This window comes from Acinetobacter sp. YH12140 (assembly GCF_013418475.1).
Taxonomy (GTDB): Bacteria; Pseudomonadota; Gammaproteobacteria; order Pseudomonadales; family Moraxellaceae; genus Acinetobacter; species Acinetobacter amyesii.
This window is the reverse complement of record NZ_VPBZ01000001.1, coordinates 20,595-42,143: the sequence shown is the minus strand read 5'-3', so window position 1 is coordinate 42,143 and position 21,549 is coordinate 20,595. Positions and strand designations below refer to the sequence as shown.

24 protein-coding genes are annotated in these 21,549 nt (G+C 41.5%); 5 read left to right on the top strand and 19 right to left on the bottom strand.

What is annotated here, in order from left to right; all coding sequences use genetic code 11:
- The first annotated feature begins 21 nt into the window (after positions 1–21).
- Positions 22–777, top strand: coding sequence for a biotin--[acetyl-CoA-carboxylase] ligase (locus FTU75_RS00220; RefSeq protein ID WP_180114656.1), 756 nt, complete (start codon positions 22–24; stop codon positions 775–777).
- 23 nt (positions 778–800) lie between these two features.
- Positions 801–1,532 carry a type III pantothenate kinase gene (locus FTU75_RS00215; RefSeq protein WP_180114653.1) on the top strand — a complete coding sequence of 244 codons (732 nt, stop codon included), beginning with the start codon at positions 801–803 and terminating at the stop codon, positions 1,530–1,532.
- 1 nt (position 1,533) lies between these two features.
- Here FTU75_RS00215 and FTU75_RS00210 read toward each other — a convergent pair whose 3' ends face one another.
- The 3 genes from FTU75_RS00210 to ffh form a co-directional block, all read right to left on the bottom strand.
- Complete coding sequence (locus tag FTU75_RS00210) at positions 1,534–2,100, bottom strand: alpha/beta hydrolase (protein WP_180114651.1); 567 nt, start codon at positions 2,098–2,100, stop codon at positions 1,534–1,536.
- A gap of 390 nt (positions 2,101–2,490) precedes the next feature.
- Positions 2,491–2,586 carry an alpha/beta hydrolase gene (locus FTU75_RS18635; protein ID WP_180114649.1) on the bottom strand — a complete coding sequence of 32 codons (96 nt, stop codon included), beginning with the start codon at positions 2,584–2,586 and terminating at the stop codon, positions 2,491–2,493.
- Between the two features lie 470 nt (positions 2,587–3,056).
- The gene (ffh, locus tag FTU75_RS00200) at positions 3,057–4,460 is read right to left on the bottom strand and encodes a signal recognition particle protein (protein WP_180114647.1); all 1,404 of its coding nucleotides are present in this window, start codon (positions 4,458–4,460) and stop codon (positions 3,057–3,059) included.
- Positions 4,461–4,598: 138 nt separating this feature from the next.
- On the opposite strand from ffh, the gene FTU75_RS00195 reads away from it, so the two are divergent.
- The gene (locus tag FTU75_RS00195; RefSeq protein ID WP_078191164.1) at positions 4,599–5,408 is read left to right on the top strand and encodes an inner membrane protein YpjD; all 810 of its coding nucleotides are present in this window, start codon (positions 4,599–4,601) and stop codon (positions 5,406–5,408) included.
- A gap of 134 nt (positions 5,409–5,542) precedes the next feature.
- Here FTU75_RS00195 and FTU75_RS00190 read toward each other — a convergent pair whose 3' ends face one another.
- Positions 5,543–5,752, bottom strand: coding sequence for a cold-shock protein (locus FTU75_RS00190; protein WP_067761877.1), 210 nt, complete (start codon positions 5,750–5,752; stop codon positions 5,543–5,545).
- A 449-nt stretch (positions 5,753–6,201) separates the two neighbouring features.
- Here FTU75_RS00190 and FTU75_RS00185 point away from each other — a divergent pair, with 449 nt between their 5' ends.
- Positions 6,202–7,134, top strand: coding sequence for a tRNA-dihydrouridine synthase (locus tag FTU75_RS00185; protein WP_180114645.1), 933 nt, complete (start codon positions 6,202–6,204; stop codon positions 7,132–7,134).
- 92 nt (positions 7,135–7,226) lie between these two features.
- On the opposite strand, the gene FTU75_RS00180 is transcribed toward FTU75_RS00185, so the two are convergent.
- From FTU75_RS00180 to rpe, 9 genes are all read right to left on the bottom strand, one after another.
- A complete protein-coding gene (locus FTU75_RS00180) occupies positions 7,227–7,595 on the bottom strand; it encodes an SseB family protein (RefSeq protein ID WP_180023108.1) in 369 nt (122 codons plus the stop codon).
- 62 nt (positions 7,596–7,657) lie between these two features.
- Positions 7,658–8,311, bottom strand: a complete 654-nt coding sequence (locus FTU75_RS00175) for a nuclease-related domain-containing protein (protein ID WP_180048993.1) — start codon at positions 8,309–8,311, stop codon at positions 7,658–7,660.
- A 39-nt stretch (positions 8,312–8,350) separates the two neighbouring features.
- Positions 8,351–8,833: a methylated-DNA--[protein]-cysteine S-methyltransferase gene (locus tag FTU75_RS00170; RefSeq protein ID WP_168378519.1), complete on the bottom strand. Its 483-nt coding sequence runs from the start codon at positions 8,831–8,833 to the stop codon at positions 8,351–8,353.
- A 37-nt stretch (positions 8,834–8,870) separates the two neighbouring features.
- Positions 8,871–9,188, bottom strand: a complete 318-nt coding sequence (gene sugE, locus FTU75_RS00165) for a quaternary ammonium compound efflux SMR transporter SugE (RefSeq protein ID WP_078191206.1) — start codon at positions 9,186–9,188, stop codon at positions 8,871–8,873.
- 55 nt (positions 9,189–9,243) lie between these two features.
- Positions 9,244–9,561 (bottom strand): multidrug efflux SMR transporter, encoded by a 318-nt coding sequence (locus FTU75_RS00160; protein ID WP_078191168.1) that lies wholly within the window; start codon positions 9,559–9,561, stop codon positions 9,244–9,246.
- 302 nt (positions 9,562–9,863) lie between these two features.
- Positions 9,864–10,802, bottom strand: coding sequence for a copper resistance protein B (locus FTU75_RS00155; protein ID WP_180114643.1), 939 nt, complete (start codon positions 10,800–10,802; stop codon positions 9,864–9,866).
- Positions 10,789–12,771, bottom strand: a complete 1,983-nt coding sequence (locus tag FTU75_RS00150; protein WP_180114641.1) for a multicopper oxidase domain-containing protein — start codon at positions 12,769–12,771, stop codon at positions 10,789–10,791. The genes FTU75_RS00155 and FTU75_RS00150 overlap by 14 nt, the downstream gene beginning before the upstream one ends.
- A 46-nt stretch (positions 12,772–12,817) precedes the next feature.
- A complete protein-coding gene (locus tag FTU75_RS00145) occupies positions 12,818–13,333 on the bottom strand; it encodes a hypothetical protein (RefSeq protein ID WP_180114639.1) in 516 nt (171 codons plus the stop codon).
- Positions 13,334–13,947: 614 nt separating this feature from the next.
- Entirely contained in the window at positions 13,948–14,634 is a 687-nt protein-coding gene (gene rpe, locus FTU75_RS00140) for a ribulose-phosphate 3-epimerase (protein ID WP_078192356.1), read from the bottom strand.
- A gap of 245 nt (positions 14,635–14,879) precedes the next feature.
- Between rpe and FTU75_RS00135 the strand changes: the two genes are divergently transcribed.
- Positions 14,880–15,176: a DUF2218 domain-containing protein gene (locus FTU75_RS00135; protein ID WP_180114637.1), complete on the top strand. Its 297-nt coding sequence runs from the start codon at positions 14,880–14,882 to the stop codon at positions 15,174–15,176.
- A 31-nt stretch (positions 15,177–15,207) separates the two neighbouring features.
- Here FTU75_RS00135 and FTU75_RS00130 read toward each other — a convergent pair whose 3' ends face one another.
- From FTU75_RS00130 to FTU75_RS00105, 6 genes are all read right to left on the bottom strand, one after another.
- Positions 15,208–16,269 (bottom strand): M48 family metallopeptidase, encoded by a 1,062-nt coding sequence (locus FTU75_RS00130; protein ID WP_180114635.1) that lies wholly within the window; start codon positions 16,267–16,269, stop codon positions 15,208–15,210.
- Positions 16,270–16,283: 14 nt separating this feature from the next.
- Positions 16,284–17,390 carry a YjgN family protein gene (locus FTU75_RS00125; RefSeq protein WP_180114633.1) on the bottom strand — a complete coding sequence of 369 codons (1,107 nt, stop codon included), beginning with the start codon at positions 17,388–17,390 and terminating at the stop codon, positions 16,284–16,286.
- Between the two features lie 130 nt (positions 17,391–17,520).
- A complete protein-coding gene (gene fghA / locus FTU75_RS00120; protein WP_180114631.1) occupies positions 17,521–18,366 on the bottom strand; it encodes an S-formylglutathione hydrolase in 846 nt (281 codons plus the stop codon).
- 28 nt (positions 18,367–18,394) lie between these two features.
- Positions 18,395–19,786, bottom strand: a complete 1,392-nt coding sequence (locus tag FTU75_RS00115) for a C13 family peptidase (RefSeq protein WP_180021433.1) — start codon at positions 19,784–19,786, stop codon at positions 18,395–18,397.
- Between the two features lie 125 nt (positions 19,787–19,911).
- Positions 19,912–20,730, bottom strand: coding sequence for a class I SAM-dependent methyltransferase (locus FTU75_RS00110; protein ID WP_218948292.1), 819 nt, complete (start codon positions 20,728–20,730; stop codon positions 19,912–19,914).
- Positions 20,724–21,548, bottom strand: coding sequence for an undecaprenyl-diphosphate phosphatase (locus tag FTU75_RS00105; protein ID WP_078191179.1), 825 nt, complete (start codon positions 21,546–21,548; stop codon positions 20,724–20,726). Before FTU75_RS00105 ends, FTU75_RS00110 begins: the two co-directional genes overlap by 7 nt.
- Position 21,549 lies beyond the last annotated feature (1 nt).

Below are 21,549 nucleotides of genomic sequence, written 5' to 3'. Positions count from 1 at the left end.
TTCCACAACTCTCAGATTCAAATGGATTTAGAGACTAGACACTTACAGCAATTGCTGAGCACAGTACCTCAACCGCCTGAAGTTTTATTACTGAAGCCCATTACTACATCGACCAATGACGATGTCCGTGAGATTGCCAAAAAAGGCATTCAACATGTTTTGGTATGCAGTGAAGAGCAAACTCAAGGCCGTGGGCAACGCGATCATCAATGGGTCTCACCCGTTGGTAATATCTATTTAAGCACAATGCTGAATTTACAGACAGCGATAGATGGGCGGCTTGCACTCGAAATAGCCTTAAATATCTTACAAATGCCAAGTTTGAAAAATCTCGCATTACAAGTGAAATGGCCCAATGACCTATATAGCCCACAAGGCAAATGGGGCGGGATTTTGATTGAACCAATTTCGCCACATCAAGCGATTGTCGGCGTGGGCATGAACTTATTTCCGATTCCATCCACAGGAATTGAGCAACGCGCAACGTCGTTATCTGAACTCGGACTTCACTCGCCAAACCGTTTACAGTTAATCGCTGAACTCTATGCAGCGATTCAACTTGCAGGTGAATGGTTCGATCATAACTGCTATAACCTCGCTGCACGATTCAACCATTATGCTGCATTTATGCAACAGCCCGTTGAGCTTGAACACCTGCAAGGCAAAAGCCAAGGCCGCTTTCTCGGTATTGAAAATGATGGTTCGATCAACATCCAAACTTCGCAGCGCTTAGAAAATCATTTCCAAGGTCGCTTACGTTTAGCAGATCAATCATAAAACAGGATTGCAAAGGCCTACTGATGAAAAAATTATGGCTCGATGTCGGTAATACTCGGCTGAAATACTGGATTACTGAACACGATCAAATCATAGAACATGCTGCGGAACTGCATTTACAGTCGCCTGCCGAACTCCTACTCGGTTTAATCCAGCACTTTAAAAGTTTGAACTTAGATCAGGTGGGAATTTCCTCGGTACTCGACAAGAAGAATAATGATCGGATTCAAAAAATTCTTAAATTTTTAGCCGTTCCTGTCACCATTGCCAAAGTTCATGCCGAATATGCGGGCTTGCGCTGTGCCTACGAAGATACCAGTAAATTCGGGATCGACCGTTGGCTGCAAATGCTGGCTGTGGTCAAAGACCCTACACAAAAATACTGTGTGATTAGCTGTGGAACAGCACTCACCATTGACTTAACGGATGGATTACAACATTTAGGTGGCTATATTTTGCCAAATTTATATTTGCAACGTGATTCGCTCATCCAAAACACCAAAGGCATTAAAATTCCAGATGCCATCTTTGACGAGCTGTCTCCTGGTAAAAATACCATCGACGCTGTTCATCATGGCATATTGCTCAGTTTGGTCAGCACCATTGAAAAGGTGCTTGATAAATATCCCAGTCGCTTAATTTTAACTGGTGGCGATGCTGCGCTATTTGCCAAATACCTGCAGCGCTTTACGCCTGAAGTCCATAATGATCTGCTGTTAAAAGGCCTGCAAAGCTATATTGGCCAACAACCGTAGATTAAGCGCGGATCAAATACGGCTCCACAGCATCCCAGACTTCGGGCAATTCGGTACAGCCTTCAGAGTCAATAAAATGCCCCTGATGACGCGCTTCAATCACCTGTGCATCTAGGCTTTTTGCCTGAGCCAAGCTGAATTCAGGTTGCACTCGCTCATCACCTTTTGAATAGATCACTACCCGATGCTCAACCTTCTGTTTTAGCAAGTCAAAATCTATTTTAGCCGCATCAATAAAAGGATTCACCTGCTCTAGACGTCCCAAGCGGCCATTAAAACCGGCCGCAAGCACAAGAGCTTTTATGTTCTGATGCTGCAGTTTTTGCGACAGATAATGCAGTGCAGCGATACATCCCAAACTATGGGCAATTAATATAGAGTTTTCATTTAATGCGTCAATCTGCGTATCCATTTGCTTCATCCACACATTTAAGACCGGTGTTTCGGATGGATCAAGCCGAAGCACCTTGAGGCTGACGCCCGCTTTTTTTGCCTTTTGCGCGATCCACGGAAACCAATTCTCTTCAGGGCTCGCGGTATAGCCATGCACCACAATTACTTGCGCCATTTCATACTCCATTCCTCTTTTTGAATTCAGTCTGAAATAAAAATTAGAGATTGAGGGTAAACAATTGTGAATTTTTGCAAAGCTTGACTATTTGCTAGAACACTTTCATGAGCTGATTCAAAATATCCAGCAATTCTGGAAACATTATGAAGCCGTAAAAGTCCTGTATTATCCCTTCAGTGTTCTACCTTTGGATCACTATTGATAACTTCAGCGTGAACGGTGGTGGAACAAAAGGATCATTACTGGACAGCATGCGCACGGCCAACGGCAAATGCTGATGCAGCATATGACGGTTCAATTAGCATTTTAAAATAAAGCTGCCAAATTCAGAAAAAAATTAAAGGAATACACAAATCCAGAAATAAAAATGCCCGCTTAAATCTTGCCTTACCGCTGGCTGAAATGTGCTGTCAAATAATGCAGCACTGTCAGACAGCCTAAACTGTGCGCAATAATAATTTTGTTTTCATCGAGCTTAGGCATTTGCAGGAAAATAAATTTCTAACAATGGTCAAAATCTGGTTGTACTGCATTTGCCATATCAATGCGCCAAGAATAATGTCCTACCCCTTGCTGCTTTTGTCTCAATAAGGAAACTAATACTCATTCGGCGATGCATCATGACTATGAACCATATAGATGTTTTGGCTTTCGGGACTATGCAGTATATTTATTACTTGAATCTTATTTTGGGTGATTATTTTTAGTAAAGCTTTCAATTTGCAGTTCAGCAAATTTTCACCTCTGTTTTAAACCTGTCACCTACACGCTCTCAATGTCAATTTGGCATCTTTTTGTAATAATTTAGCTCAGTTCGGAATCTATCGGCTCATATAGTCAAATTTTTCCAGCATTTACTATCAAATACACTCGATCACTTTGCTTAAGCGCACAGTCTCGTCAAATTGCAGCCATAAAAAAAGGCGCTGAATGCGCCTTTTTTTAAGTCCAAATTACTTCGGATCTTTACTGCCGAACAATGGACCCATGCCACCGCCGCCAAATTGTTTTTGCATATTGCCCAATGATTTCATCATTTTTGCCATACCCGTTGGGTTGGCAAATTTCTTCATCATTTTCGCCATTTGCGCATGTTGCTTGATGAGTTTATTCACTTCTGCAACATCCATACCACAGCCTGCTGCAATACGTTTTTTACGGCTTGGATTCATCAAGTCTGGGTTACGACGTTCTTTAATGGTCATCGATTGAATAATCGCTTCCATTTTCTTCACTTGCTTTTCAGGATTTGCTTGTGCAATTGCATCTTGAATCCCTGAGTTGCTCATGCCTGGAAGTTTATCCAAGAAGCCCATCATGCCGCCCATTTTGTTCATTTGTTCAAACTGCATAAGCATATCTTCAAAGTTGAAGCTACCGCCTTTTTGCAGTTTTTTCGCCATTTTTTCGGCTTTTTCTTTGTCGATTTTACGTTCAACTTCTTCGACCAAAGAAAGTACGTCACCCATACCCAAAATACGCTGTGCGATACGTTCAGGATGGAATGGCTCTAGGGCATCGAGTTTTTCACCCATACCCAAGAATTTAATCGGCTTGCCAGTAATGGCACGAACAGAAAGTGCTGCACCACCACGTGCATCACCATCCGTTTTTGTCAGGATCACACCCGTCAAAGGTAAGGCATCATTAAAGGCTTTTGCCGTATTCGCCGCATCCTGACCAGTCATGGCATCAACCACGAACAATGTTTCAGTCGGCTTAATCGCTGCATGCAGCTCTTTAATTTCATCCATCATTTCGTCGTCTACATGTAAACGACCTGCTGTATCGACAATCAAGACATCAGCAAATTGAATTTTTGCTTGCTCAATCGCACGATTTGCGATGGTAATTGGTTTTTCTTCTGCGCTTGATTCAAAGAAAATCGCGCCAACTTCACCTGCAACCGTTTGTAGCTGCTTAATCGCTGCTGGACGATAAACGTCGGCAGACACCATTGCTACTTTTTTCTTTTGACGTTCTTGTAAGAAACGTGCAAGTTTTGCCGCAGTGGTTGTTTTACCCGCACCTTGTAAACCTGCAAGAAGCACAACAACTGGTGGTTTTGCCGCTAGGTCTAGGCTTTCATTCGCCTCACCCATCATTTTGGTCAATTCGTCATGAACGATTTTGACGAAAGCCTGCCCCGGTGATAACTGAGTCATCACTTCTTGGCCCAATGCTTCTTCCTTAACTTTCGCGATGAATTCACGAGTTACAGGTAACGCAACATCGGCTTCAAGAAGTGCCATACGTACTTCGCGTAACGTATCTTTAATATTGTCTTCGGTTAGCTGCCCTGAGCCAGTAACATTTCTTAAACTCTGCGTGAGTCGTTCTGTTAAGGTATCAAACATTGCAAAATCCGCTTAAAATAGCCATGAGCAAAAAATTGTTTCTTAAAATAGAAAATTTATGCATAGAATGCTATAGGATACTTTAGTTATTGCAGAATTTATATAAATGAATATTCAACATCCTGAAAAAGGTTTGACATGATCAGTCTCCCCTTGGTTTACACGATCCTAGCATTAATCGCTTATACCACGTCTTTTTGGTATTTATTCAGCCATTTAATGTCTAAACGTGCGCCGAACCATTGGTTTATTGGTGTTGTACTTGGTTTAGGCATGTTATTGCATGCAGGTGTTTTATATAACGACATGTTGACGCCTATGGGTGTCAACTATGACGTGTTCAACCTGATGTCATTTACTTCAGGTCTCATGCTATTACTCAGTGTGTTATTTAGTACCTATCGACCTGTGCTTGCGATGAACCTATTGGGCATTCCTGTGGCAGCGACGGGATTGATTTTGGGCTTTGCATTTAGTCGACAAAATCAATTTATAGAACAACATTCACTGGGTTTAGACATCCATATTATTTTGTCACTTTCCGCATATGCCGTCCTGCTGATGGCAACAATTCAAGCGGTTATTTTGCGTTTACAAGACCGTGAACTAAAAAACAAGCAGAAAAAGCGTGTATGGGTGAGCCTGCTTCCATCCTTCCAAGCCATGGAATCTTTGCTATTTGATTTATTGATTGCTGGATTTGCACTACTGACCGTGGCGCTTGGGTTTGGTTTCTTCACCATCGATAACTTCTTTGCACAGCATTTGGCGCATAAAACAGCCTTTAGCATTATTTCATGGTTCGTCTATGGAGCTTTGCTTATTGGACACTATCGATTTGGCTGGCGTGGTCAAAAAGCTATTCGCTTTACCATTATTGGTTTTTGTCTTTTGGCAGTCGGCTTTATTGGATCTAAGTTTATTTTAGAAATGGTTTTGGGCCGCTAAGTCGACGATGAAACGATTTTAAGTTTTATTAAGAAGGGAGCTACAGCTCTCTTTTTTATAGCTTGATTATTCATATAAAAACAACAGGCATAAAAAAAGCGCTATACAGCGCTTTTTTTTTCATTACGTCTAAATTATAGAGCAACGATGTTTACAGCATTCGGGCCTTTTTGACCTTGAGCGATGCTGAAAGAAACTTTTTGGCCTTCTTGCAAAGTTTTGAAGCCAGAACCAGTGATTTCGCTGAAGTGAGCAAAAACGTCAGGACCGTTGTCTTGTGCAATAAAACCGAAACCTTTAGTTTCGTTGAACCATTTAACTGTACCAGTAACTGTATTAGACATAATAATACCTATTAATTTGTTGATTTAGCCATTGGATGATGACTGACTATAACTTGGAAAATAATAAAGAATTGAACTTCATTTCTGTAAAAAACGAAGGATTATGACTAACACTGCGATACTTAAAGAAAATTTACGAAACAATACTTTTTTTCTAGTTGCAGCCATCATACATGAAATCTTAAAAGATTCAAGCACAGTATATGTTGTTGATTCCATTAAAAAACAACAGTAAAAGCCATCTTCTTATTATTACTATCCATATGTATTTACTCATTTTATTGTTAAAGTTTTATGTCAGTCAATACTTTACGACTTTGGTCCTAATTTCACCAAATAGTTACATAAAATCTTGTCATTTCGTATTCCGCGTCACCTTAAGCACAAAACCTAGACATCCCTTTCAAAACCACGTATAACTCCGTTTTTCAATTTTTGGCTGTATGACCGTGAAACTTGTTCTTGCGCCGATGGAAGGCTTAACCGACCCAATTATGCGAGATGTGTTGACGCATGTGGGGAGTTTTGACTGGTGTGTAACCGAGTTTATCCGTGTCACGGACTCTGTCCTGCCCGATCATATTTATCATAGCTATTGTCCTGAACTAAACAATGAAGGCAAAACTGCAGCAGGAACACCGGTTCATGTGCAGTTCTTAGGTAACAATCCCACTATGCTCGCGGCAAATGCTGTACGCGCGGTAGAACTTGGTGCCCCTGCGATTGATATGAACTTTGGTTGCCCTGCAAAAACCGTCAACCGCCACCGTGGTGGTTCAGTTCTGCTAGATGAGCCTGAAGTGGTGTATGAGTTAGTCAAAGCTGTGCGTGATGCTGTTCCGAGTCATATTCCTGTATCAGCAAAAATGCGTTTGGGTTATATGGACCGTAACTTCACTATGGAAAATGCGCATGCCATCGAAGATGCCGGAGCTGCATGGGTTACAGTCCATGCGCGGACTAAAGCCGATGGTTATACCCCGCCTGCCTTTTGGGATCAGTTGCAACCCATTCGTAAAGCATTGAAAATCAATGTGATTGCCAACGGTGAAATTTGGAATAATGCCGATGCCAAACAGTGCCAACTCGAATCCGGTTGTGAAGACCTAATGATTGGTCGTGCTGCGGTGACCACTCCTGACATTACACAGTGTATCCGTCGTAATACCGATGAACCGCTGATTACATGGCATGAACTACTTGGATTACAAATTCGTTTCTTAAATGGCTCGTATAAAAAAGAAATGAATATGGTCGGTCGTTATAAACAATGGCTCGGCATGATGTCGAAGCACTATCCAGAAGCCAAAGTCCTTTGGGATGAAGTAAAACGTGTCAAACCACTTGATGAAATCGTGCAAAAACTCAAAGCCGGTATGTAAGTTTTAAAGCACATCGCCCAATATGAAAACGAAAAAGTGTGAAAACACCTATCTAAGCGTAGCCGCAGAGCCTTTGATTATACCTACAGTGTTCAAAGGCTCTGTTGTTTGGCAAACTCTAATATTGCGTCGATCTCATCTGCCAAGAACTCTTTAGGATGTTCCGAAGTCGGGTTCATCACCAAGCTTGCGCCTTTGGTAATCGCAAATAATTTTTCAGCACTGATCATGACAAACTCTGCATCTGCACCAACATCCTGTTGAAGCATCGCAAGACTCAGAAAAAATGGAATGGCTTGCTCGCCTTGCTCCGTTTCCATCAATTGAAAATGTAAATGCTGCTCTGTATCACGCTCACCCAAACAATATACTTGGCTGGCTAAAAGTTGCTGATAAAAGTCTTGGTATTGCTCAGGATGATCTAAAGTCGATTCATAAAGATGTTGAAGCGTGTCGTTCATTGTTATTGTCCGTCTATTTTTATCAGTCAGATACTGTTCACAATCCACAGCATACAGGAAGTTTATGAATTATGCCGTTGATTTAAATCTTCAACGTGCTGTCGATTTGTTTTCCACGATTTTTCTAAAATTTCTTTTTCTAAACGCAACTGTATTCGTTTAAGTTTCATTTCAGAGACCACGGGTTGCTGAAAGGTTTGAACATAGTCCACCCAAGCTGTACCCCGAAATACATTCGACGGCATCTCTGTTTTAAACACTGCTTCAGGCATAAAAACAATCACAGAATGCATATTGTCTTTATCCACAATATCGCTCAACACCTGTTCTAACACTTTCATATGTTTATAATTTTGGTGAATTGGATTTTGAAATTTAAAACTTTTTTTATAAATCTTTTGCGTCCATTGTTTTTGTCTCTCGCTCCCAAAAATCCAGCCCTTATAGTTTTTAGTTTCAATCACAAACACACCAAATGGGCTTAAAAGAAGATGATCAATTTGAGTTGTAGCTCCTTCGCCATCTGGTAAGGTCAAATCATTTAACAAGATATAATGGTCTTTCAAATAAAGTTTGACATGAACGGCGACAGCAAACTCCCCCATTTTCCCCTTTAAATAAGGTTTAAATGCTTTGATTGCCCCCACAATCAGTAACAATGGAATTAGCCACCACAACGTCGAAATGAAGGGTGCAAAGATTTGAGAAATATTCATTAATTTGATTCATTATTTTAAATAAGTATATTTTCTATTTTATTGTAATTTCTCAATTTTTAACAATATTTCTTTATTTTCTAGACCACCCGCAAAACCCACTAATTTTCCATTTGCGCCCACGACACGATGACAAGGTGCAATAATTGAAATTGGATTTTTACCATTGGCTGCACCGACAGCACGTACGGCTTTGACATTGCCGATCTGCTCTGCAATTTGTTTATAACTGCGAGTTTCTCCAAAAGGAATCGTCAGTAAAGCTTGCCAAACTTGTTGCTGAAATGCGGTGCCTTCAAAGTCTAGCGGCAAGTCAAATTGCTGTCTTTTACCTGCAAAATATTCATTTAATTGCTGTGCGGTTTTGAGCAAAATCGGGTGTTGCAGATCTTCAACCAAAGCCGCCAATCGCACACGATTAGGGTTTTCATTTTCCCAAAGAACAGCCACCAATGCGGTTTCATGTGCAACAAGTTTTAATTGTCCAACGGGTGAATCTAAAAACTGATAAGAAAGTTGCATGACATACTCCAAGCTCAAAATCGCAACACTTCATTATTCAGGAGGACGATAATTTCATCAAGACTAGTCCTGAAATAATCAGGACCGCAGCTAGCATACGCATGGCATTGGCAGGCTCACCCAATACAACGATGCCGAGGATAAATGAACCCACTGCACCAATGCCTGTCCATACTGTATAGGCTGTACCCAGCGGTAAGGATTTCATTGCATAAGACAATAAAGCAAAACTTGCGATCATGAAAACAATGGTCAAAATACTTGGCGTCAGTTTGCTAAAGCCTTCAGAGACTTTCATACAATATGCCCAGACTACCTCAAGCAATCCCGCTACAATTAATAAAACCCAAGCCATATTTTTACCCATAAAAAAAGCACAGGGGTCAATGACCGCTGTGCTTTAGAACATATTAACTTGAAGATAATTTCATCAAGATTAGACCAGAAATGATCAGTACTGCGGCTAACATCCGCATGGCAGTTGCAGGCTCACCGAGTATAAAAATACCCACGAGGAAAGAGCCAATCGCGCCGATTCCTGTCCAAATGGTATAAGCCGTTCCTAGAGGCAACGTTTTCATGGCATAGGCCAATAAACCAAAGCTCAGGATCATAAAAAATAAAGTGACTAAACTTGGGCCAAGTTTTGTAAAGCCTTCTGAGAGCTTCATCGAATAGGCCCAAACGATTTCAAAAATACCAGCGAATACTAGAACAACCCAGGCCATGATGCCTTCCTCCATATTAGTAGAGTCAGGTCGTCCTGACGATTTTTCTTACTGGCTTTGAACAAAGATGTAAGGGAGGTCGTTCCTCCGAATATCGTCTCAGTATAGCAAATATGCTGAATTTTAGTGCATTCTTTACATTTTTTGACCAAATCTAGGCCGTTATTCAGTTAAGGAAAAAACTTGTGCAGATGAATTGCACCAAAACATGGCATGTCTGTTCAAAGGATAGATTCAGACATAAAAAAAAAGCATCACCAAAACCTATTGATGATGCCCTCTTTATTTGGTCTATTGGCCGATTAGAACTTCAGACGAAGTCCTGCGCCATACCACCATTGTTTTTCACTTCCAGTTTCAGCTTGCCATGCCGTATGCTGATTTCCTTTTTCGTAGCTGTAAGCAACATCGATAAAGGGCATTAACTTTTTATTGATTTCATAGCGTGTTTCTAGCCCTAGCCATACAGAACTGAGTCCTGTTTTTTGTGCATAGGCGGAGTCATCACTCAGCACTACATCTAGGTTTAGATACGGTTTTAAAATCAGTTTTTGGGTCAGCAGCAAATCACGTTCGGTTTCTAAAGAAAAACTGACCTGTTTATCTGCACCAAGATATAAATAAGCATCGGTTTCAAAGAAATACGGTGCCAGACCATGCAGACCCACCGCAGCATCTAACTGTTCTTTGTCCGTCACTTGATGTTCATCGACCCGATAACGGGCACCAATTTGCGCATCCCAAAAGTCGGAGATCATACGGCTATACATCAATTGAGCCGCATAATCAGCATCTTGAGATTCTGCTTTATCCGCATGTAATTTGATGAAGAGCTTATTTTCATCAGTCCCGATTCGACTCTCAATTTCGGTCTTTAAACTTCCACTGCCATCGGCATTATTGAGCCATCGACTGTCGATCTCAGTCGCTTGATAAATCTGTCCACCATGTTCACGCTTATGATCAACAGGATGCTGCGCAGAAGCAGCACGTGACGCAATAGATGATGCATTTGCATGTTCTGCATGTTCTACATGTTCTACATGTTCTACTGTATGCTCCATCTGGCTCGATTTAATCCCTGTTTGCATCACTTGATGCGACGAATCATGTGAGGAATGCGACTCATGTTGAGCTAACATCGACATGCTGTGATGTGCATCTTGCGCCATGGTCATTTGAGTGACCGATGCCAAAGCTAAACTTAGAACCGTATATATGCATGGTTTAATGATGCGCATGAGACACCTCCTTTTTCGGCACAGATGCTGTTTTCGTATTCTCTGCGACATTTGCGACCACAAGTTTATTCATCATCCCTGCGGACATGTGATACAGCAAGTGACAATGAATCGCCCATTCCCCTAATTCATTGGCCGTTAACAGAGCAGTCACTGTTTTCCCTGGCGGCACAATCACCGTATGTTTATTTGGCATTTCAGAAGACATTTGCCCATTTTCCAATTGCATAAACATGCCATGTAAATGCATCGGATGCGCCATCATGCTGTCATTGACAAATTTCAGGCGAATTCGCTCACCATATTTCACTTGTAGTGGTTCGGCTTCGCTAAATTTTTTGCCATTCATGGTCCACATATAGCGTTCCATCGTTCCACCCAAATGAATGACCAAGTCTTGCGTCGGTTCACGTGTATCAGGCTGCGGGGTTAACGCTTTTAAATCACTATATTGCAGTGCCTTATCACCGACAGGTGTTGAAGCATTGGCCCAGCCCATAACCATTTCTGAATTTTCAACTGCCTGCTTCTCCTCTTTAGACTGTGCATGTTCCATCGCTGTATGCATATCATGTTTCATGGATGAATCCATTGAAGAGTGGTTCATAGAGGAATGATCCATCAAACTATGATCCATATTGGCATGCGTTGAATCAGACATGTTCTGTTTATGCATGTCTGGATGCCGCATAGCAGTATGTGCAGGCATTGGGGAATGCTCCATGTCATGCCCCATTGCAGCATGATCATGAACTTGATTCGGCTGAATATTTGACGGATTGACAGTATGCGTGTTGTGCTCATGAGCATTCGCTTGTTGGCTTGCTGAAGTTTGGGTTGAACCTGTAGCCATATGTCCCATGTTGCTATGGTCCATACCTGACATTGAACCATGCCCCATATCTTCCATGGTCAGCAAAGCGCGTGGCCGTGCTTTTGGTATACGAATACCTGAGTGCTGAGGCTGCGTTTCATCATGTAAAGTGCCAATCGCAAATCCAGTCCGATCAATCGACTCAGCTTCAATCTGATAATGCGCAGATTTAGGCTCTACGATCACATCGTAGGTTTCCGCAGCACCAATGCGGAATTCATCAACATTGACTGGTTTGACCGCTTGACCGTCTGCACTCACCACCGTCATTTTGAGCTGAGGAATACGCACATCAAAAAACGACATGGCCGCAGCATTTACAAAACGAAGTCTAACTTTTTCGTTAGGCTTAAATAGACCTGTCCAGTTTTGTTCTGGAGTTTTACCATTCAATAAGAACGTATAACCCGTGACATCAGACAAATCCGTTTTCAGCATACGCATCTGATTCCACATCGAACGGTCTTGCCAAGTGTTTTTTAAACCTGTTCGTTGAATTTGCGTCCATACATCTGAAAACGTTTCACGCTGATTTTGATAGTATTCGGCAGACTTTTTCAGATTTGCCATAATCTGAGCGCTAGATGATTCATGAAAATCCGACAACATGACCACATAATCACGTTGAGTCTGTTCATGTGCGGCAAGTGCTTGTTTACCTTTCGGATAAATTACCAAAGCGCCATACAATCCGTCTTGTTCTTGGCCTTTGGAATGCGCGTGATACCAATAGGTTCCGCTTTGACGGACTTTAAATTTGTAAGTAAAGCTACCGTCGGGCTGAATTTCATTGAAACCATTAAAACCGGGTACACCATCCATTAAACCGGGCAGTAATAGACCATGCCAATGCACCGAGGTATTTTGTTTTTTGAGCTGATTATGTACATGGATGACCGCATCATCGCCTTCTTCAAACTCCAGTAAAGGCGCTGGAAACTGACCATTGACACTGATTTTCTTGACCGCTTTACCAGTCAAATTGATGGTCTTTTCATCAATATTCAGATGATATTCTTTAATGGCTGCAAACGCCCACGTTGGAGACAGCAGACATACCCCGAACACGAGGCCTGATTTAAATAAATTAGACATGACTTAACCTTTATAAAATAACGAAAAAACGTATTTAATACTCAGGTTAAGCTTGCGGAGGTCTTAGAATTTCTTGCCAAAAGCCTTTTAAATGCTGTCCAGCAAAAATGAAACGAGGAGGTTCTGCATAGTGATGCACATGGAAGGTCTGCAATGCGACCAAGGCGCTATCGACATAAGAGGTACTGATTTGGCAATGTGCGAGTGTACAGTCCTGACAGTCTGTGTTTTGTATCGATGCATGATGCACCAGACCATCTTGCTGTGCAGATGTCACATCTAAAGATTGATGACAATCCATCATTGAAATGACTTCAGGTGTCGTCTGCTTGCCATGATGTGCTGCATGCTCAGGAACAGCTTGCCGCTGATTTTGATGGCAATTTGTCATATTTAAATGCGAAGGATCAGCATGTGCTGCATGAACTGATGCCTGATGGGCATTTGCGTTCATCATTTGTTGATGTTGAAAATTTTGCTGAGCACTGACCACACTGCTCCACCCCATGACAAACGCCATGAGCCAAGCAAAGCCAAGATGCTTACGCAAAAAATTGAACAATTTAGTATCCTAATTCAACCCAATGATGCACTGTGACAACATATCCCTATTAACACATCTTTAGAAACATCACGCGATCGGCTCAGCCGAAATCCGCATGAAACACCATGATGATATTATTTACGATTCAAATGCAATCACATGACATTCGTATCAACATGACATGCAGCTCGACCGATTTATCCATCATGAACGATACTTTCAGAAATATCTAAAAGCACTATCCAGTGCGATCGATGATGTGTTTTGCCAGTCGCAGCTTATCTCAATACTTGCTAACAGCATAATTAATTGTGCAGTTATTCACAACAGTTTTAAATTTATTGCGCTGTCATAAAAATCAGCGCATATCGTCCAGTTAAAACATAAAAGTTATTTTTTAAACTGATTAATTATTTACCACAGATTAATAAATACACAGTATTTCAAATACTTTGACCCATAAAAAAAGGACTCAATTGAGTCCTTTTTATACTTAATACGTCTAATTATTAAACCATTGATGCACAATCGTTTATAATTTATTCAAGTTATCCATATAGTTATCTACACAGATATCCATACGGTTATCCATATAGTTATCCACAAGCCATGAATAACTTATACCCAAAGGCTTAAGCCTCTTGAGCATGCACTTTTGCCAACTCAGAACGCATGTCATCAATCACAGCTTTATAATCAGGCTTACCAAAAATCGCTGAACCTGCAACGAACATGTCTGCACCGGCTTCAGCAATGTCACGGATATTGGCTGGGGTAACACCACCATCCACTTCTAAGCGAATATCACGGCCTGAAGCATCAATAATTTTTCGTGCTTGACGCAGCTTTTCCAAGGTCATTGGAATGAACTTTTGACCACCAAAACCTGGGTTCACACTCATCAACAAGACTTGGTCAACTTTATCTAAAACGTAGTCTAAATAATGCAGAGGTGTCGCAGGGTTAAACACCAAGCCCGCTTGCGCACCGCCAGATTTGATTAACTGTAAAGAGCGGTCAATGTGGTCAGTCGCTTCTGGGTGGAAAGTGATGATATCTGCGCCAGCTTCCAAGAAATCACCAATCATACGGTCTACCGGTGAAACCATAAGATGAACATCAATTGGCGCTTTAATGCCATATTTTTTCAATGCCTTACAAACGCCCGCACCAAAAGTTAAGTTCGGTACATAATGATTATCCATGACATCGAAATGAACAACATCTGCACCTGCTTCTAGAACATTTTCAACTTCTTCACCTAAGCGCGCAAAGTCTGCTGACAAAATTGAAGGTGCGATTAAGAATGGCTTGGACATGAAAAACCTAGCTTTGAAAAGGGAGTGATTGACGCATTATAGCAAATTGTCCCCCTATTCGCTGCCCATGCCCTTAGTCGTTTTTTCGATGCCGATGATTGAGATAGCTAGGATGGAAAAGTTCTTGAATAAATATGGATAAAGATCTCAGGGATAGAAACACAGCGTTGCATTTTTAGACTTAACGGGCATCTATGTACTTTGCTAAGTTAAAGGACTGACAACTTAACAATAAAATTGCATCTATGAAAAGTTCAACACACATCACCACCGCCCAAGCAGCACGTGTTGCTAAGCGCTTAGTCAATCATTGGAAACATAAATTTGAAGTCAATGAACAGCTCATTGGAGAAAATACTGCATTCAAGATTCAGCTACCGTCTGCAGAGGTCAACCTTCTACCACAAGCTGCATTTTTAGATGTCGTGATTTCAGCCCAAGATCCAAGTGCAAATCTAGATCAATTGGAACATGTGGTTTTAGATCATTTAATCCGCATGGGACAAGAAGAACTCAGTGCAACATGGCAACGTGAACTGTAGTCTACGTTGCCATATTGCCAAAGCCTTTCACTCAATGCTGATGTGATTGATAATTTCTAACTGCATCAATACGAGCTTTCGTCGCTGGATGTGACTCAAAGAAGTCTGTCCAAGATCTCTGATCTTTGGCAGTTTCATCCTTTGCACCTTTCTCTTTTGCTGCTTCACCATCAGCTTCATCTTCCATACGCTGTAAGAAGTTTGCAAAATGTGCCGTTGGAATTTGATGTTTTGAAAGTTGTTTTAGGGCATATAAATCTGCTTCAGATTCAAAGTCTCGTGAGTAACTCGCACCCACCGCAGCCACCGGCAAACTGGTAAGAATGTCAGAGCCATCCCCTGTGATCATCAACAAAATAATACTGATGCCTAAACCTGACAAACTTTGCTGCAAACTATGGCGTTGAACTAAATGCCCCTGCTCATGTGCAAGTACACCAATTAACTCATAATCATTTTTCGCTAATTTAACCAACTCATCTGTCACGATAATGGTGTTATTGGGTATCGCCAATGCATTTGCACCGATGCTGCCACCACCGCGGAATAACAACTTCGCAGGACGATTTTCAGCCACCAATTGTTGATATTCTTGCTTTAACTTCTCTTGGCGTGCTTGTGGCAATTTTGTGGGTTCAGTGATATCGATAATATATTTTTCCGCCTGATCGCCCCAACTCTTTAACGCTGTCTCAGGCAGTTGATTGGCCACCACATGCGACGCCGCAGGTATGCCCCATTTAATCAATACAAAAGCAAAAGCCACCACGAAAATCACACTAAAAATGATTAGAGAAGGTGACCGTTCTAACTTCCAAATCGAATGCCAACGCGACTTTACGTCGAGATTAAACCACTCTGGCAAAGGTTGATGAAACTCTAAACGAGCATCGTCCTTTAACTCGATCACCGGCTGAATATCCCCTAAAGCACCGATCAGCGTCATATCTTGATAGGTATAATGCTGCGTTTGTTCTAGGTCTTGGCCATAACGCACAATCACAGCATGTTCCCCATCTGCGCTGATTTGAGCAACAAAGGGTTTTGACACTTTCCCATCATAATAGGTTGCATTCACTACTGATGTTTTCATGTAATTCACCTGCGTTATAAGGAAATATCTAGGTCAAAAATATCGGATAATTCTTCAGCAATCGCATTGTGATCTTGCTGCATTTGATTTTGTAATTGGTCTGGATCATCGACCAACATTAAGTGCAAAGATTCAGTCTGATATTTATATAGTCGTACAACTGCCCATGGTGTCAGTAAACCGAGGCTAACCACTTTAGCCAACCAATTGCTCAAGACAATCCATGCATAGCGCCATTGATTACAGTCCGTATGAAACTGACTGCGGCTCAACGTGGTGTTATTCCAGGTGGTAATAAAAATACGCGCAGCTGTGAGTGGCCAAATAAACATGTAGCCAATCAAATACATACCAAAAATAATGAAGACATAAGATGCGTCATTTAAACCATCTGAACTACCAAACAATATCGCAAAGATTACTGCCAGCAATGCCCCAAAGCCCATAAACAGAAATAAAGGCACATACATGGCACGCATATAATCGCCCCACGTATTATTCAGATTAAATTTCAACTGCCCCAGATACAAATGATTCAGACATTCACGTTTATATAGCCAGACCGCAACTGGTGTAAACAAACCAAGGGTAAAGACAACCACCGCAAGACATTTAACAAAGCACCAATACGCGCTTTTATTCGTCCCAGAAAAAAAGAATCGGCTATTACTAAACTTACTGTTACGGGCACGGAAGCGAATCGTAGATCGAATAAGCCAAGGAACCGCAAAGAAGATTAGGACAAAGCCCGCTAAGAAAGCTTCCCAAGAATAATTTATAGCAAAAGAGAAACCACCATAGACCACTAGCGCAATGATTCGCCCGACTAAAATTTTTGTAGGCAAACCGGTAAAGTCAAAACGACGCTGAAACACCCAAGTATTACCATAAAAATAACGTAAACGGCGGACCTTTGCCCAAGGCGCATAAAGTCCAAGCGTGACAATCGTCAGTAAGATATTCACGATCCAAATACCGAAATATTCAGACGCATTACCTTTAAACCTAAAATGATAATTTCTTCCCAAAATATCAGCCTGTTCTGTCTCACCAAATAGACTCGGTGGATTCATTACGGGCAGCTCTGGCGGAAGCGGCGTTTCCATCTGTGAATTTTGCATAAGTACCCTAAATTATTTTTTTTGGTATGTCGAATTTATTCATTTGCATGGCAATGCTTATCACCATGCTTTATTTATACGTATATCAAAGCAAGCTATGCCTCAACACTTTTAACCACTGGCTTTAGAATTAATGAACTACTGTTTGCAATTGGACAGCGTGAAATTGCAAATGATCATCCATAAAACTTTGAATAAAATAATACCCATGATCATAGCCTACATGTTCACGCAGTTCGAGTGGCTGTCCAACTTGCTCACACGCTTGCTGAAACAACGCCGGATTTAACTGGCTATAAAATTGATCATCAATGCCTTGGTCAATCAAAATGGCTTTAAACAAAGCCCCTTTTGTTTGCACTAAAGCTGTTGCATCATGCTGAAGCCACTGCTGACGATCTGAACCTAGATATTGACTAAAGGCTTTTTCACCCCATGGACACTGACTCGGCGCACAAATCGGTGCAAAAGCAGAAACCGATTTAAACAGGTCCGGATGCTTCAGCGCTAAAGTTAATGCACCATGACCGCCCATACTATGTCCTAATATGCCAATCGCACCTTTTTGTAGCGGAAATTCAGTCTGTACCAGCGAATACAATTCTTCAGTAAGAAAACGTTCCATTTGATAATGCTCGGCCCACGGTTGTTCCGTTGCATTAATATAAAAGCCTGCGCCTTGCCCAATATCCCAATGATCGCCTTGCGCTACCTGTTCCCCACGTGGAGAAGTATCAGGACTGATTAAAATCAGGCCGAGCTGCGCAGCTAAACGCTGTGCATGCGCTTTAATAGCAAAGGTTTCTTCGGTACAGGTTAATCCCGCCAAATAAAACAATGCAGGACACGCTTGGCCTTGCAAGGCTGCTTCTGGCAGAAAAATACCAAACTTTGTTGGGGTTTTTAGACTTGAAGAATCCAATTGATAAATGCGCTGCTCACCCGCAAAACAAGTATTTCGTTGTACTAATTCCATGATCTTTATCCTAAACTTTTTTGATCTTTTAAGGCGTAACCGTCGTAGCCGGTGCAGTAGTTGTCGGCGGGAACAATCGTTGTTCTAATTGAGGCAACATTAATGCCATGTTTTTCCCCATCGACCACTGTGGTTCAGAAGGTTCGAAACCTTGCGCTGCTTCCCATTTTGCTACAGTCGCTTTGGTTTCATTAAATGCAGCTTGAATACTGGTCTGCTCACGCATCGCCTGATCAAAGAACGCACGACCAAAATAGGTGTATTCAGCTTCATTCGAACAGCCAAAAGACTGTCGATCAGCTGCCGATGCTGTAATGATTAAAGTATTATCATTTTGCAATGCTGGAATAAAACTGCCTGAATAACATGAAGAAATCACGATCACTCGCCAACGAATTCCGGATGCATCCAAGGCTTCTTTTAACCATTTAGGATCGACTTGCGCCAAATCCAAAGGTGCATTTTCCATTTCAAAGACATTAGGTAAACCGTGTGAGGTCATATATAAAAATAAGACGTCACTTTCTCGGTTCATCTGCTGACCAATACGACGCAGTGCCAACTCCATACTGGTTTTAGATGCCAGCGGAATTTCAGTGCGCGTTGCAGGGTTATTGATAAGCTCAACCGAACGCCCATAGGTGCCAAAACGTGTATCAAACTGTTCTTTAATCCGTTCAATTTCCAGTTTAAAGACATCTTGATAACTCGCACCTGCCACCCCTAAGAAGTACCAATGGGATTGGGCAAATTCACCATATTCCACTGCGTCTAAAGATTTATTGAGCAAACGGCTTTGTGCATAAAATGCATCTTCAGCAAAGCTTGGAGGAACTTCTTCTACTTTCCAAATCGGCTGATCTTTGACTGAGACTTGCCACACGACCAAAGTAAATAGCGTCGCACCCATAATCAGTGCTCGCTCCCACCATGGCCATTTCAGCTCACGTGAAAACACCCAAACGACAGCCAAACTTTGCCAAACAAATAGAATAATGAATAACGTTGGAATGTAGTCATACAGAAAGTATGGGAGAAAATCGAGATCTCCCAAATATTGAATCAAACATTGAAACAACATGATGTGCGTATCAAGCACCAACCAAAGCAATGCAGGGACCAACATTAACCGTGGATTATTTACACGTTGTGATAGGAAAATCCCCACAATTAAAGCAATAAATGGCCACAAGGCATAACTTATAAGACCTTGAGCGTTAAATTCACCAATACGCCCCGTGCTCAGCCAACTAAATAAACTGTTAGCACAACCACCTAAAATCCCCCAAAACACCAATTGTAAAATCGATGGACGAACGATTTGTAAAGAACGACGAGACCCAAAAAATAACCACATCCCCGCAGTTTGGTTGCTTTTAAAATCATGCCAAAAATTGATGGAGGGTTTGAAATCAATCATAGAGTTCTAATGGTGGCCTTGGCTCGCTTAATTGCACAAATAATTTTATGCCTGATGTCGTTTTTAGCAATGCTATTTTTTAACTATATAACAAATCTTTGAACAATATTGAAGCAAATATCATTTTAAGTCACAAGATCATGTTGGAAATATGCATCAAAGCGACAAGCATCGCCTTGCCACTGATGTTGCGGCTCTTGATTCGCTAAAAAAACTGCCAATCGTGGACGTTTAACCACGACACGTTTAGCAATTTTTTGTGCTAAATCCAGTAAATTATCACCTAAATCCATCTCACCATCTTCAGGTAACAGCAAATGCAATAATTGCATTTGTTTTTTGACCTGAGCTTGCTTTTTGACGGCTTGCTGGTTTTGATCTCGCTGCGGAAACATCGGATCGAGATAAACCACATCAAAGATTTGATTGGTCGTCGACAAATGTTTCAAAAAGTCTGCCGAATCTGAAAAGACCAATTCAATTCGAGCTACAACCGAACTTAAAAATGCATCTTGCTGCGCGCGTTGATGTGAGTCTTCCAATAGGGTAAATAAAATTGGATGACGTTCCACAAGGGTCACATGCGCACCCAGATGTGCCATCAATAAACTATCGTGCCCTAGCCCTGCGGTTGCATCCACAAGCTGTGGCTTTTCAGCCAAATTACACGCACGTGCAATCATCTCAGACTTTAAAGATGCTCGCTTTAAACGCCCCACTTCTGCTTTCCAATCGGGTTGCATCTTCATGCCATTGGCCGCTAACCACAAACCATCTGCATCGACACACAAACTGAGTTCAGGGTTTAAACGTAAAAAACGCGCGTTTAATTTTTCAATTAATTCAATATTTACAGATACGCCACGTGAAGAAAGCACAGCAGAATACTGCTGTGCTTTCTCATGAAACTCTTGTTCTGTGTATAAGCGGATTTCGCTTACCATAATTTCCAGCCTGTAAATGCGAACAATAAAATCAATAAACCTGAAACAATTCGATACCACGCAAAAATCATAAAATCACGTTTTGCCACATAAGCGACAAGCGCACGAATTAAAATCAATGCAGAGACAAATGAAACGATTAAACCAACGGCGATCACAGTCCAATCTTGAGTGCCTTGAAATACATCATAGCTTTGATATAAATCCAGTAAACCTGCACCGACAATAACCGGAATACCCAAAAAGAATGAAAACTCAGTGGCTGCTTTACGGGAAACCCCTAAGAACATGGCACCAATAATGGTTGCACCTGAACGTGAAGTCCCTGGAATTAAAGATAAAACTTGAATTAAACCAATCCAAATCGCATCTTTAATGGTTAAATCTTCTACTTCTTTGGCACGCACCTGCGGTGGATTTTTTTCGATCCAAATAATGATCAAACCACCGATAATCAACCCCATAGCAATCGCAATGTTATTGAACAGCAGTTCTTTCACCGTCTGACCAAACGTCAAACCAATCAACACGATTGGAATCGAAGCGAGAATTAAGCCAAAACCTAAACGGCGACCTTTTTCTTCACCAGTCACCATACCGGTTGCTGCGCCCCACAGGCGGCCCCAGTATTCATAAATCACCGCCGCAATCGCACCCATTTGAATTGCGATCACGAAAACATCACTTTTTTCTTTGGTCCAAAAGTTCATTAATTCTGAAGCCAGAATTAAATGCCCTGTACTTGAAATCGGTAAAAATTCGGTAATACCTTCAACAATACCCATGATTGCCGCTTTGAGCAGCAGTAGAAGATCCATA